Raw genomic sequence first — 13613 nt, 5'->3', positions numbered from 1 at the left:
GCCTCACAATCTATGCAGGAGGCAATGGCCATGTTCGTTGCTCGTTTGGCCGTCCTCGTCGCGGCCGCCCTCAGCGTGGCCTCGCTGGCCGACGCCAAGACCTTGCGCTGGGCCAGCCAGGGCGATGCCCTGACGCTCGACCCGCATGCGCAGAACGAAGGGCCGACCACGGCCATGAACTTGCACGTCTACGAGGCCCTGATCAGCCGCGATCCGTCGCTGAGCAAGGTTCCCGGGCTGGCGCTGTCGTGGAAACCGATCGCCTCCGAGGTCTGGGAGTTCAAGCTGCGGCCCGACGTCAAGTTCAGCGACGGCACGTCCTTCACCGCCGACGATGTGGTCTTCAGCTATCAGCGGGCGCTGGCGCCGACCTCCGATTTCCGTGCCTACATCTCCTCGATCAAGGAAGTGAAGGCAGTCGACCCGCTGACAGTGCACATCATCACCAACGGGCCCAACCCGATCCTGCCCGACTACACGACATCGATCCTGATCATGTCCAAGGCGTGGGCGGAGAAGCACAACGTCGTCAAGCCGCAGAGCTACAAGGACAAGGAAGAGACCTACGCGGTGCGCAATGCCATGGGTACCGGCCCGTTCACGGTGAAGCAGCGCGATCCCGACGTGCGCACCGTGATGGTCAAGAACCCGACCTACTGGGGCGCCAAGGAGTTTCCCAACTATCCCGACGAATTGGTCTACACGCCGGTCAAGGAGCCGGCGACGCGTGTCGCCGCGCTGATCTCGGGCCAGGTTGATTTCGTGCTCGACGCGCCGCTGCAGGACATTGCCCGCATCAAGCAGACGGCCGGGCTCAAGACCGAGGAGACCGCGCAGGTGCGCTCGATCTTCCTCGGCCTCGACGTCGGATCCAAGGAACTGAAATACTCCGACGTCAAGGGCAAGAACCCGTTCGCCGACAAGCGCGTGCGTCAGGCGATGTACCAGGCGATCGACATGGCTGCGATCAAGGCCAAGGTGATGCGCAACTTCGCGGCGCCGGCCGGCCTCGTGACCTCGCCGGGGGTGCATGGCTACACCAAGGAACTGGACCAGCGCCTGAAGTACGACGTCGCCGCCGCCAAGAAGCTGATGGCCGAGGCCGGCTATCCCAATGGCTTCTCGGTGACGCTCGACTGCCCCAACGACCGCTACAACAACGATGAGCAGATCTGCCAGGCGGTGACGGCGATGCTGGCCCAGATCGGCATCAAGGTCGACCTGCAGGCTCGCTCCAAGACCCTGCACTTCCCCAAGCTGCAGAAATCCGACTCGAGCCTGTACCTGCTCGGCTGGGGCGTGCCGACCCTCGATTCGCATTACGTCTTCACCTTCCTGTACCAGACCAACAACGCGGCCAAGAAGGTCGGCGGCTGGAACTACACCGGCTACAGCAATCCGCGCATGGACGAGCTGAGCGACGCCATGCTGAAGGAGGTCGACCAGGCCAAGCGCGACAAGATGATCGCCGAGGCATGGGCGCTCGCCGTCGCCGACATGCCCTACCTGCCGCTGCATCATCAGCTGATCGTCTGGGCGATGAGCGACAAGGTGACGATCCCGATCTTCGCCAACGACTCGCCCAACTTCAAATACTCGACGATCAAGTGAGGGCTCTTGTCTCCTCCCCAGCTTCGCTGGGGAGGTGCCCGGTCTTACCGGGCGGAGGGGTCATGAGTCACAAGAGGCAGCGGGCCCCATGATTCATGACCCCTCCGTCGCCGTAAGACGGCGACACCTCCCCACTGCGTGGGGAGGAAAAGAGGCCTGATGCTCGCCTTCGTCGTCTCGCGTCTCCTGCAATCGCTCGCCGTGATGCTGGCGGTGTCGTTCCTGTGCTTCGTGCTGTTCAATTTCGTGGGCGACCCGGTGAACAACATGGTGGGCCAGGAGGCCTCGCCGGCCGAGCGCGCCGAGATGCGCCACGAGCTCGGGCTCGAGGATTCCGTCGTCGTCCAGTTCGCCCGCTTCCTCGGCAACGCCGCATCAGGCAATTTCGGCAAGAGCTACCGGCTCGCACGCCCGGTTTCCGACCTGATCGTCGAGCGCATGCCGGCGACGCTCGAGCTGGTACTCGTCGCCGCCGTGCTGGCGCTCGCCATGGGCATTCCGCTCGGCGTGCTGACGGCCCTGCGCCGCCGCAGCATCGACAGCACCGCCATCATGACCTTCTCGCTGGCCGGCGTGGCGATGCCGACTTTCGTGATCGGCATCCTGCTGATCTACGTCTTCTCGGTGGAATGCAAGAGCTGGGCGCCGGCGATCGGCCTGCCGGCCGATTGGTGCTTCCCGTCGTTCGGCCGTGGCACCACGGTGCAGGTAGGCGGCTGGAGCTCGGGCCTGCTGACGGCGGCCGGCCTCAAGGCGATCGTGCTGCCCGCCTTCACGCTGTCGCTGTTCCAGATGACACTGGTGTTGCGGCTGGTGCGCTCGCAGATGCTCGAGGTGCTGCGTACCGACTACATCAAGTTCGCGCGCGCCCGCGGCCTCACCGATCGCACGGTGCATTTCCGCCATGCATTGAAGAACACGCTGCTGCCGGTCATCACCGTGATAGGTATCCAGGTCGGCGGGTTGATCGCCTTCTCGATCATCACCGAGACAGTTTTCCAGTGGCCGGGCATGGGTCAGCTCTTCATCCAGTCGGTGCAGTTTGCGGATATCCCGGTGATGGCGGCCTACCTGGTGATGGTCTCCCTGCTGTTCGTGACCATCAATTTCTTCGTCGACCTGCTCTATGCCGCGATCGACCCGCGGCTGCGGCTCGACCGCGCCCAGCTCGGCACCGCCGGCGGCTGATCGATGTCCAAAGCTGCCGCCGCGCTCCCGTGGGCGCTGATCGCTGCCGCCTGCTTCGGTTCGTTCGCCGCGTCGTCGAGCGGCACCACGCGGGCGCCCTTCCTGCTCGACATGGCGCACGATCTCGACGTGTCGATGCCGCTGGTCGCCAATCTCGTGTCGCTGACCTCGGTGACCTGGGGACTGACCTCGGCTGTGGCCGGCTGGCTGTCGGACCGTATCGGGCGCCGCGTCGTCCTGGTCGCCGCCCTGTTCGCGCTCGGGCTCTCGCTGTTCGCCCAGGCACTCGCCGGCTCGTTCTTCTGGGTGGCGGTCTGGTCGGCGGTCGGCGGCGCCTGCGCCGGCGCCTTCACCGGCACGATCTTCGCCGAGGTGTCGGCCCACGTCCCCGACAAGCAGCGTGGCCGCGCCCTCGGCTGGGTGATGAGCGGCCAGTCGCTCACGCTGCTGGTCGGCATCCCGATGGCGGCCGCGGTGGGCTCCCTGGTCGGCTGGCGCGGCTGGTTCTGGTGCATGGGTGGCGTATCGCTGGCCGCCAGCCTCAGCCTGTTCGCCACCGTGGGGCGTGGCTCGGCCGGTCACGCCCGCGGCATGGTCCGGAAACCCTTTCACGCCGCGCTGTCGCGCCAGGTTCTCGGCCTGCTCGCAACCGGCATCGCCGAGCGCATCTGCTATGGGTTGGCCGCCGTCTACTTCGCCACCTTTCTGCAGGCGACCTATCGGCTCGGCCTGGTCCAGGTCGCCCTGCCGCTGGCGATCTTTGCCATCGGCAACGTTGCCGGCACCATCCTGGGCGGCCAGCTCGCCGACCGGGTGCGCGACCGCCTCGCCACCTTTGCGATCGCCATGGCGCTTTCGGGGATCGCCTGCGTCGCCCTTTTCCTGTGGCATCCCAGCATGGAGACAACCGTCGTCCTGGGCTTCATCTACGTGTTGCTGAATGCGCTGGGTCGGCCATCCTACATGGCGTCCCTAGCGGCCGTGCCCGACGACGTGCGCGGCACGGTGCTGGGGCTCAATGGTGCATCGGCAAGCGTCGGCTGGATGGGCGCTGCCGCCCTGGGGGCGGTGATGATCGGATGGGTGGGCTTCGAAGGATTCGCCTTCCTCGGCGCCGCGCTGGCGACGGCCGGCGCTGTCGGCGCCCTGCTGTGCCGGCCGCGGAAGAGCATGGCGTGAGCGACACCAGCACCTTCGCGCGGCTGCGCGACTCGGACATCTGGTGGAGCTTCCGCAGCTCGCCCATCACGGTCATCGCGGCCGTCGTGACCGCCGTGTATTTCGCTGGTGCGATCCTGGCGCCCTGGGTGGCGCCCTACGACCCGTTCGACGTGAAGTCGCTCAACCTGATGGATGCCTTCACGCCGCCGGCCTGGGCCGAAGGGGGCGACGCCAAGCACCTGCTGGGCACCGACAACCAGGGACGCGACGTGCTGTCGGCCATTCTCTACGGCAGCCGGGTATCGCTGATGATCGGGCTGGCGGCCATCGTGCTGTCGGTCACGACCGGCGTGTTGCTCGGCCTGATGGCCGGCTTCCGCGGCGGCTGGACGGAGGCGGTGGTGATGCGGCTCGCCGACATCCAGCTCACCGTGCCGGCCATCCTGATCGCGCTTACGCTCGACGGCGTCGCCCGCGTCGTGCTGCCCAAGAACGTGCACGACGAGATCGCCATCTGGGTGCTGGTGCTGTCGATCGGCTTCGCCTATTGGCCGCAATTCGCGCGCGTCACGCGAGCCACGACGCTGGCCGAGAAGAACAAGGACTACGTCAATGCCGCGCGCATCATCGGCGTACCCGGGGCGCGCATTGCGCTGGCCCATGTCCTGCCCAACGCCTGGGGGCCTGTGCTGGTGATCGCCACGATCGAGCTGGCGCTGGCCATCATCGCCGAAGCGTCGCTGTCCTATCTCGGCGTCGGCATGCCGGCCACCCAGCCGTCGCTCGGCACGCTGATCCGCATCGGCAACGCCTTCCTGTTCTCCGGCGAATGGTGGATCGCGATCTTCCCGGCGCTGGCCCTGGTCATCCTCTCCCTGGCCGTGAACCTGCTGGGCGACTGGCTGCGCGACGCCCTCAATCCCAAGCTGCGCTGACACAACTTAAAGTCGATTTACAGAGTTTCAGTTCGCGCCTAGACTCGGACCCATGTTCGACGGTCCTCATGCCCCCGAGCTCAGCCCGGCGGAGCGCCGCGCCCGCCTCCGACTGGCGCGCAGCGCCCGCATCGGCCCCGTCCTGTTCCACCATGCCCTACAGCATTTCGGTTCGGCGAGGCGCGCCTGCGCCGAGGTCGCCGCCGCGCCTGAAGCCGAAATCGCCCGCGAGGAAGCCAACCTCCGCCGCGCCGGCGGCCAGTTCCTGGTGATCGGGGACCGGGCCTATCCGCAGGCCCTGGCGGCAATCCCCGACGCTCCGCCTGTCCTCTCCGCCATCGGCGACCTCGGGCTGCTCGCCCGGCCGGCGCTGGCCATGGTCGGCGCTCGCGAGGCGTCGCTTGCCGGCTGCCGCCTCGCCGCGGAACTCGCGTCAGGCATAGGCGCAGCGGGCTTCGTCGTCGCTTCCGGCCTGGCGCGCGGCATCGATGCGGCGGCGCACAGCGCCGCCCTCGCCACCGGCACCGTGGCGGTCCTGGCCGGCGGGATCGACCAGATCTACCCGTTGCAGAACGCCCGCCTGCACGCCGACATCGCCCGGGGCGGCCTGCTGCTCAGCGAGATGCCGTGGGGCATTCCCCCGGTCGCCCGCTCCTTTCCACGCCGCAACCGCATTGTCAGCGGCCTGTCGTCCGGCGTCGTCGTGATCGAAGCGGCGGCCCGTTCGGGCTCGATGATCACCGCCCGCCTGGCCGCCGAGCAGGGGCGTGACGTCTTCGTCCTCCCGGGGTCGCCGGCCGACCCGCACTACGACGGATCGAATAGCCTTATTCATGATGGGGCCATTCTGGTGCGGCATGCGAACGATATTCTGCGCGCCCTGGAACGACCGGCCATTGCATCCCAACCCCTTGGCGAATCAGGTCGAAAGCGGGCCGAACCGGGCGTCGCCAAGGTCCTCGCCGCCCTCGGGTCGGTACCCACCGCGGTTGACGAACTGGTGCGCCGATGCCAAGTGTCCGCCGCCGCCATGGCGGAGGTCCTGCTGGCCCTGGAGCTGGAGGGCCGCCTGGAACGGCACCGGGGTAACCGCGTATCTCTGATTTAATTCAGTGATTTAGCTCCGGTCCATGATGTCATACTGGAGCATGTTTCGACGATGGACGTGCTGGTCGTCGAGTCCCCGGCCAAGGCAAAGACCATTGGTAAGTATCTCGGCCCCGGCTACACCGTGCTGGCCTCGTACGGCCATGTGCGCGACCTGCCGGCCAAGGATGGGTCGGTACGGCCGGACGAGGATTTCGCCATGGACTGGGAGGTCGATGCCCAGTCCCAGAAGCGGCTCGACGCCATCGCCAAGGCGATCAGCAGCGGCAGCAAGCTCTATCTCGCGACCGACCCCGACCGCGAGGGCGAGGCGATCTCCTGGCATGTCCGCGACGTGCTGAAGCGCAAGAAGGCGCTCGAGGGCGTCGACGTCAAGCGCGTCACCTTCAACGCCATCACCAAGCAGTCGGTCCTGACGGCGGTCGCCCATCCGCGCGACCTCGACCAGCCGCTGATCGACGCCTACATGGCGCGCCGCGCCCTCGACTACCTGGTGGGCTTCACCCTCTCGCCGGTGCTTTGGCGCAAGCTGCCGGGCAGCCGCTCGGCCGGTCGCGTCCAGTCGGTGGCGCTGCGCCTGATCTGCGAGCGCGAGGCCGAGATCGAGGTCTTCAAGACCCGCGAATACTGGACCGTCGACGTGCTGTTCGGCACGGCCAAGCAGCAGACGCTGAAGGCCCGCCTGACCCATCTCGACGGCCGCAAGCTCGATCGCTTCGACCTCGACACGCAGGAGCGGGCCGAGCAGGCCAGGCGCGAGATCGAGCGGCGCGCCTTCTCGGTGCTGTCGGTCGACCGCCGCCAGGTAAAGCGCAATCCGCCGCCGCCCTTCATCACCTCGACCCTGCAGCAGGAGGCGTCGCGCAAGCTCGGGCTGGGCGCCGCTGCCGCCATGCGCATCGCCCAGCGGCTCTATGAAGGAGTCGATATCGGCGGCGAAACGGTCGGCCTGATTACCTACATGCGCACCGACGGCGTCCAGCTGGCGCCCGAAGCGATCGGCCAGACCCGCCAGTTGATCGAAAGCAAGTACGGCGCTGCCTACGTGCCGGAGAAGCCGCGCGTCTATTCCTCCAAGGCCAAGAACGCCCAGGAGGCGCACGAGGCGATCCGTCCGACCGACCTGTTCCGCACGCCGCAGGACGTTGCGCCCTACCTCGACCGCGACCAGCTCGGGCTTTACGAGCTGATCTGGAAGCGCACCGTCGCCAGCCAGATGGAAAGCGCCGTGCTCGACCAGGTGACGGTCGATATCGCCAGCGGCGACAAGACCATCCAGCTGCGCGCCACCGGCTCGGTGATCAAGTTCAACGGCTTCCTGACGCTGTACGACGAGGGCCGCGACGACAAGAGCGACGACGACGAGGCCAGCACCATCCTGCCCGACGTCGTGCCCGACGAGGCGCTCGACCGCCGCGACATCCTTCCCGAGCAGCATTTCACCGAGCCGCCGCCGCGCTACTCCGAGGCCAGCCTGGTCAAGAAGCTGGAGGAGCTCGGCATCGGCCGGCCCTCGACCTATGCCAGCATCATTGAGGTGCTGCAGAAGCGGAGCTACGTCCGGATCGACCGCAAGCGCTTCGTGCCGGAGGATCGCGGCCGCATCGTCACCTCCTTCCTGCAGACCTATTTCCCGCGCTACGTCGAATACAACTTCACCGCCCATCTCGAGGAAGAGCTCGACGAGATCTCGGACGGCAAGATCGACTGGCGCCAGGTGCTGCGCGAGTTCTGGACGGCCTTCTCCGCCGCCGTCGGCGAGACCAAGGAGCTGCGCGTCAAGGAAGTGCTCGACAGGCTCGACGAGGAGCTCGGTCCCCATTTCTTCCCGGCCAACGACAATGGCGAGGGCAAGAGCCCGCGCGACTGCCCGTCCTGCGCCAACGGCCGACTCGGCCTGAAGCTCGGCAAGTTCGGCGCCTTCATCGGCTGCTCGAACTATCCGGAGTGCCGCTTTACCCGCAAGCTCGGCATCGTCGACGCCGAGGCCGACGCCGCGAGTGGCGCCAACCTCGACGGGCCGAAGATCCTCGGCATCGATCCGGTGACCGGCAAGCCGGTCACCCTGCGCAACGGGCCGTACGGCCTCTACGTCCAGCTGGGCGAATCCGAGGGCAAGGAGAAGCCGCGCCGGCAATCGCTGCTCAAAGGCATGACGCCGGACGACGTCACGCTCGAGCGGGCACTCGCCTTGCTCGCCCTGCCACGCGAACTCGGGGCTCACCCCGACGACGGCGAGCCGATCCTGGCCGGCGTCGGCCGTTTCGGCCCCTACGTCAAGCACGGCACCAAGTACAAGACCATCCCGGCCGACGAGAGCGTGCTGGATATCGGCATGAACCGCGCCGTGGCGCTGCTCGCCGAGGCCAAGAGCGCCGCGCGCGGCCGCGCCGCCGTCAAGCCGGTTCGCGTCGTCGGCAACCATCCGGCCGACGACGCTCCGGTCGAGCTCTACGACGGCCGCTACGGCCCCTACGTCAAGCACGGCGGCATCAACGCCACCGTCCCCAACGGCACCGATCCCGCCAGCCTGACGCTCGACCAGGCGGTGGCCCTGCTGGCGGAGCGGGCTGCCAAGGGTGGCGGCCGTCCGGCGCGCGGACGAAAGAAGCAGGCCAATGGCGCCGCAGCCAACACCAACGAGGCAGCGCCGAAGGTTGCCAAGGCCAAGAAGAAGGCCGCGCCCAAGCGCAAGGCTGCCCCCAAGGCGAAGGGCGACGCGCCTTCCCGCACCGGAACAGATGGCTAAGGGCACCGTCCCGACCCGCGACGAGCTGCTGGCTTTCATCCGCGAGAGCGCCACGCCGGTCGGCAAGCGCGAGATCGCCCGTGCCTGGGGTCTCAAGGGCGACCAGCGCATCGCGCTCAAGGAAATGCTGCGCGACCTGCGCGATTCGGGCGATATCGCCGCCGATCGCGCCAAGACGTTTCGCGATCCCGGGGCGCTGGCCGACGTCGCGGTTCTGGAGATCGTGCGGGTCGACGACGACGGCCACCTGATCGCCCTGCCATTGCGTCACGACGAAGCGAAGGACGGGCCGCCGCCGCACATAGAGGTGGCCCAGGTTGCGACGCGCGGCGGTCCGGCGCCGGCGGTCGGTGACCGCGTGCTGGCCAATCTCAAGCGGCGCGGCAAGACGAGCTACGAAGCGCGCGTCATCCGGCGGCTGGGCAGCGGCCCAAGGAAGATCCTCGGCCTCTACGAGGAACCCGACGGGCGCAACGGCCTTGGCCTGGTCACCCCCACCGACCGCAAGCTGCGCAGCAGCTTCGACGTCCGGCCGGCCGACAAGAACGGCGCCCAGCCGGGCGACATCGTCTGGGTCGAGGCGACCGGCGGTTCCCTGGCACGACGCGCCCGGGTGCTCGAACGGATCGGCGCAATGAGCGATCCGCGCACCGTCAGCCTGATCGCCATCGCCGCCAACGACATTCCCGTCGACTTCCCGGCCGCCGCCGTCGCCGAGGCCGAGCGCGCCCGCGCCGCACCGCTCGGGCACCGGCTCGACCTGCGCGGCACGCCGCTGGTCACCATCGATGGCGAGGATGCCCGCGACTTCGACGACGCGGTGTTCGCCGAGGTCGATCCCGACCATCCCGGCGGCTGGCGGCTGGTGGTCGCGATTGCCGACGTCGCCTGGTACGTCCGCCCCGACAAGCCGCTCGACCACGCCGCCTATCGCCGCGGCACGTCGGTCTACTTCCCCGACCGGGTCGTACCGATGCTGCCCGAGGCGCTGTCCAACCACTGGTGCTCGCTGGTGCCGGGCGAGGACCGGCCGGTGCTGGCGGTCGAGATGTGGATCGACGCCGAGGGCCAGCTCAAGCGCCATCGCTTCCATCGCGCCATGATGCGGTCGGCCGCCCGCCTCACCTACAACAGGGTCCAGCGTGCCATGGACGGCAGCCCCGATCCGGAAATCGCGCCCCTGATGGAGCAGGCGATCCGGCCGCTCTACGGCGCCTTCCGGGTCCTCCTCGAGGCACGCCAGAAACGCGGCGCGCTCGATCTCGACCTGCCCGAGCGGCAGGTCACGCTGGCGCCGAACGGCCGCATCGCCGAGATCGGCGTGCGGGTGCGCCTCGACAGCCACCGGCTGATCGAGGAGTTCATGGTGCTGGCCAACGTCGCGGCCGCCCAGGCCCTCGAGCAGCGACGCACTCCCTGCCTCTACCGTGTCCACGACCAGCCCGACGCGGCCAAGCTCGAGGCATTGCGCGAGTTTCTGGGCACGCTCGGCCTCGCCTTGGCGCCCGGGCCACGGCTGCGGCCGGCCGACATCGAGCGCGTATTGAAGGCCGTCGAGGACAAGCCGATCGCCCGCCTGGTCAACGAGACCGTGCTGCGCAGCCAGAGCCAGGCGGTCTACAGCCCCGACAATCTCGGCCATTTCGGCCTCGCCCTGGCGCGCTACGCCCATTTCACCTCGCCGATCCGGCGCTACCCCGACCTGGTCGTCCACCGCGCCCTGATCGCCGCCTTCGGGCTGGGCGAGGGCGGCCTGCCGGAGGCCGACAAGGGCCGCTTCGCCGAGTTCGGCGAGCACCTGTCGATGTGCGAGCGCCGTGCCGTCGCTGCCGAGCGCGCGGCCATGGACCGTTATGTTGCCGCTTATATGGCGACCCATGTCGGCGCCACCTTCCCTGGCCGGGTCACCAGCGTCACCCGTTTTGGCCTGTTCGCGTCGCTCGACGCCACCGGCGCCGACGGCCTGATCCCGATCCGCTCGCTCGGCCAGGAATTCTTCCGCCATGACGAAGGGCGCCAGGTCCTGGTCGGCGAACGGACCGGCGAAACCTACGGGCTCGGCGATCGGCTGCAGCTCAAGCTCGCCGACGCCGACGTCGCGACCGGCGGGCTGCTGTTCGAGATCGTCGACGTCATCGAACGCGTCGACCGCAGCGCTCTGCCAACCGGCGGTCGAGGGTTCCGGCAGAAACAAGGCAAGCCGCGGCGTCCGGTCGCGTACCGTGGAGAGCGTCAGGACAAACGGTCGCGACGACGAAACTGAGCGCTGCGCCCATTGTGCGGCGATGAATGGAGGAAGGGCCCGGGTCGAATTGTGGACGGCGTTGCTGCGCGGCTGGCGTGGCAGATGCCCCCGTTGCGGGGCTGGTGCGCTGTTCGACGGCTTCTTGAAAATGACCAACCAGTGCACGCGCTGCGCCCTGGTCCTGCAGCCTTTCCGGGCTGACGACGCGCCCGCCTATTTCACCATTCTGGTCGTCGGTCACATCGTCGTGCCGATGGTCCTCCTGCTCGAACGCTATGGCCAGCAGCCGCCGCTATGGTTTCACGCCCTGTTGTGGCTGCCCCTGTCGGTTGTGCTGGCGCTCTATCTGCTGCCGCACATCAAGGGCAGCGTCATCGCGCTCCTGTGGGTGCACGGAATTCAAGGGTCGAAGCCCTCGGCCGGGAGCGTCGATCCTTCTTAAAGCGTGGCCGGCCATCAGCACCCTGTGGTATTGTCAGACGGCTGTGGGTATGGAAGTGCACCTTTTCCCTTTTCTGCGACGGGCGTTGCCGCGTGCGGTCAGCGCCCTTTACGCTGCCTCTCTGGTCGCCTCCTGCGCGACCGCGACCGACGCGCCGCAATCGTCCGGCGCTAGCGCCTCGACGGGGCCCGATGTCAACATCGAGCGCGTCGTTCTGCAGGCCTATCGTGCGATCGGTGATCGCCATCTGTTTGAGCCCAATTTTCGGACCATCTCGGCCGAGACCTATCGCGGGTTTGCCGCCGGCGACCCGTCGCTGTCACTGGAAAGCACGCCGACGTCCTTCACGGTCCGGCGCGACGGCCGCGAGATCCTGACCCGTCCGGTGCCGAGCGATCAGGCGGATGGCCGGGCGTGGGGCACCATGCTGGCCGAGCTGATGGCCGGGTCCCTCGACGCCTCGTCAGCCTTGCAGCATTCCGACCGGCAGACGGTGATTCGCGAAGCCATGGCGGCAACCACCAAGCAGCTCGACCGCAACAGCCGCTATGCCGACCCGGAAGAGGCGCGCGACAACCGCTTCCAGCGTGACGGCGGCGGCGGCATTGGCATCACCATCGAGCGTGCCGAGGACAAGCGTATCCTGATCCGCGCCGTGCAGGAGGGCTCGCCCGCCGCCAAGGCCGGCGTGCAGCCGGGCGATCAGATCCTGGCGATCGAAGGCGAATCGATGGTCGAGCGCCCGCTGAGCGACGTCGTCGCCCGGTTGCGCGGCGCCGTCGGCGCACCGGTTGCCATGACGGTCCTTCGCCCCTCCCAGGGCGCCGAGCTCGTCCTGTCGATGAAGCGCAGCCGCATCATCCCGACGACTGTCACCTACGAACGCCGCGGCGACGTCGCCTGGATCCACCTGACGGGCTTCAACAGCGCGACCACGGACAACCTCAGGGCCGCCATCGACAAGGCGCGCGCCGAGATCGGCCGCGACATGCTCGGGCTGATCATCGACATGCGCTCCAACCGTGGCGGCCTGCTCGACCAGGCCCAGTCGGTTTCGGAGCTGTTCATCGGCGACGGCACGATCTTCTCGACCCAGGGGCGCCATCCCGAAAGCCGTCGCACCTACAAGAGCTCGAACGGAGCCAAGAATGCCGACATGCCGATTGTCGTCCTGATGAACGGCGGCTCGGCCTCGGCGGCGGAGATCGTGGCAGCCGCCCTGCAGGATCGCGGACGCGCGGTCGTCGTCGGCACGACCAGCTATGGCAAGGGCACGGTGCAGACCGTGGTGCGCCTGCCCAACGAGGGCGAACTGATCCTGACCTGGTCGCGCCTCCAGGCCCCCTCGGGCTATACTTGGAACGAGCTGGGCGTGCTGCCCAACATCTGCACCGCCAAGGTCGGCGATATCGGCCAGCTCGGCCCGGCCTCGGTCGATTCCGGCCAAGGGACGTTGATGCGCTGGCATGCCTTGCGCAATCCGACCCATCAGGAAGTCGTCGACCTGCGCAAGATCTGCCCTCCCGGCGACAACACTCCGGATCGCGACGTGGAGATCGCCGTCCGCCTGCTGCGCGACCGCGCGCTTTATGCGCACGCCGTGCAAGCCGCGACCCAGCAGGCGCAGGCCCGCTGACAGCCCCCTGGGATTGGCCCCATCGGAGCGCTTGACACCGGGCCGTCCGTGACTAGTTTGCCTCCTCCTGCGAATTCGCCCCTCGGGGGCTTGAAGGACTGAGACATGGCCAAGCCCAACACTATCCTGATCAAGATGATCTCGAGCGCCGATACCGGCTTCTTCTACGTCACCAAGAAGAACCCGCGGACCAAGACCGAGAAGCTCGAGCTCAAGAAGTACGACCCGGTCGTGCGCAAGCACGTCGTCTTCAAGGAATCGAAGATCAAGTAATCCGGCACTCCGCCGCCGAAACGCCAAAGCCGCCCGCCCGGGCGGCTTTTTCGTTGCCCATTCCCATATATGGGCGCTCTACTCATTTTCCTCCCTAAGCGTAGCTTGGGGAGGTGTCGCCGTCTTCGGCGACGGAGCAACTGTGCTTTTTCAGGCGTGGGTTTTAGAGGCATGAAGAAATCTACAGTGATGGACTGTAGGCGCAGTGCGGGCGGCAGCGAGCGAGGTGACCGGCAGGCGAGGCCGACCGGTCACGACGTCATCAC

10 protein-coding genes are annotated in these 13613 nt (G+C 67.7%); all 10 read left to right on the top strand.

Going from position 1 to position 13613, the window contains the following annotated elements:
* Positions 1-30: 30 nt before the first annotated feature.
* The 10 genes from ACILR9_RS20490 to rpmG all read left to right on the top strand — a co-directional run bounded on the left by ACILR9_RS20490 (position 31) and on the right by rpmG (position 13347).
* Entirely contained in the window at positions 31-1611 is a 1581-nt protein-coding gene (locus ACILR9_RS20490) for an ABC transporter substrate-binding protein (protein WP_395711816.1), read from the top strand.
* 159 nt (positions 1612-1770) lie between these two features.
* Positions 1771-2799, top strand: coding sequence for an ABC transporter permease (locus ACILR9_RS20485; RefSeq protein ID WP_395711815.1), 1029 nt, complete (start codon positions 1771-1773; stop codon positions 2797-2799).
* Between the two features lie 3 nt (positions 2800-2802).
* A complete protein-coding gene (locus tag ACILR9_RS20480) occupies positions 2803-3978 on the top strand; it encodes an MFS transporter (RefSeq protein ID WP_395711814.1) in 1176 nt (391 codons plus the stop codon).
* A complete protein-coding gene (locus ACILR9_RS20475) occupies positions 3975-4895 on the top strand; it encodes an ABC transporter permease (protein ID WP_395711813.1) in 921 nt (306 codons plus the stop codon). Before ACILR9_RS20480 ends, ACILR9_RS20475 begins: the two co-directional genes overlap by 4 nt.
* A 52-nt stretch (positions 4896-4947) precedes the next feature.
* The gene (gene dprA, locus ACILR9_RS20470) at positions 4948-6003 is read left to right on the top strand and encodes a DNA-processing protein DprA (protein ID WP_395711812.1); all 1056 of its coding nucleotides are present in this window, start codon (positions 4948-4950) and stop codon (positions 6001-6003) included.
* 51 nt (positions 6004-6054) lie between these two features.
* Complete coding sequence (gene topA, locus ACILR9_RS20465) at positions 6055-8751, top strand: type I DNA topoisomerase (protein WP_395711811.1); 2697 nt, start codon at positions 6055-6057, stop codon at positions 8749-8751.
* Positions 8744-11014 carry a ribonuclease R gene (rnr, locus tag ACILR9_RS20460; protein WP_395711810.1) on the top strand — a complete coding sequence of 757 codons (2271 nt, stop codon included), beginning with the start codon at positions 8744-8746 and terminating at the stop codon, positions 11012-11014. The genes topA and rnr overlap by 8 nt, the downstream gene beginning before the upstream one ends.
* A gap of 22 nt (positions 11015-11036) precedes the next feature.
* Positions 11037-11438 carry a DUF983 domain-containing protein gene (locus ACILR9_RS20455; RefSeq protein ID WP_395711809.1) on the top strand — a complete coding sequence of 134 codons (402 nt, stop codon included), beginning with the start codon at positions 11037-11039 and terminating at the stop codon, positions 11436-11438.
* A gap of 85 nt (positions 11439-11523) precedes the next feature.
* A complete protein-coding gene (locus ACILR9_RS20450) occupies positions 11524-13074 on the top strand; it encodes a S41 family peptidase (RefSeq protein WP_395711808.1) in 1551 nt (516 codons plus the stop codon).
* Between the two features lie 105 nt (positions 13075-13179).
* A complete protein-coding gene (gene rpmG / locus ACILR9_RS20445) occupies positions 13180-13347 on the top strand; it encodes a 50S ribosomal protein L33 (RefSeq protein WP_395711807.1) in 168 nt (55 codons plus the stop codon).
* The last annotated feature ends 266 nt before the right edge of the window (positions 13348-13613 follow it).

This window comes from Reyranella sp. (assembly GCF_044224635.1).
Classification (GTDB): domain Bacteria; phylum Pseudomonadota; class Alphaproteobacteria; order Reyranellales; family Reyranellaceae; genus Reyranella.
This window is presented reverse-complemented; position numbering and strand designations above follow the sequence as displayed.

Bases quoted from the DNA above. Each gene is read 5' to 3' on its own strand.
- ACILR9_RS20485 (WP_395711815.1), top strand. From the start codon at position 1,771: ATGCTCGCCTTCGTCGTCTCGCGTCTCCTGCAATCGCTCGCCGTGATG.
- dprA (WP_395711812.1), top strand. From the start codon at position 4,948: ATGTTCGACGGTCCTCATGCCCCCGAGCTCAGCCCGGCGGAGCGCCGC.
- ACILR9_RS20490 (WP_395711816.1), top strand. From the start codon at position 31: ATGTTCGTTGCTCGTTTGGCCGTCCTCGTCGCGGCCGCCCTCAGCGTG.
- topA (WP_395711811.1), top strand. From the start codon at position 6,055: ATGGACGTGCTGGTCGTCGAGTCCCCGGCCAAGGCAAAGACCATTGGT.
- rpmG (WP_395711807.1), top strand. From the start codon at position 13,180: ATGGCCAAGCCCAACACTATCCTGATCAAGATGATCTCGAGCGCCGAT.
- rnr (WP_395711810.1), top strand. From the start codon at position 8,744: ATGGCTAAGGGCACCGTCCCGACCCGCGACGAGCTGCTGGCTTTCATC.
- ACILR9_RS20480 (WP_395711814.1), top strand. From the start codon at position 2,803: ATGTCCAAAGCTGCCGCCGCGCTCCCGTGGGCGCTGATCGCTGCCGCC.
- ACILR9_RS20455 (WP_395711809.1), top strand. From the start codon at position 11,037: ATGAATGGAGGAAGGGCCCGGGTCGAATTGTGGACGGCGTTGCTGCGC.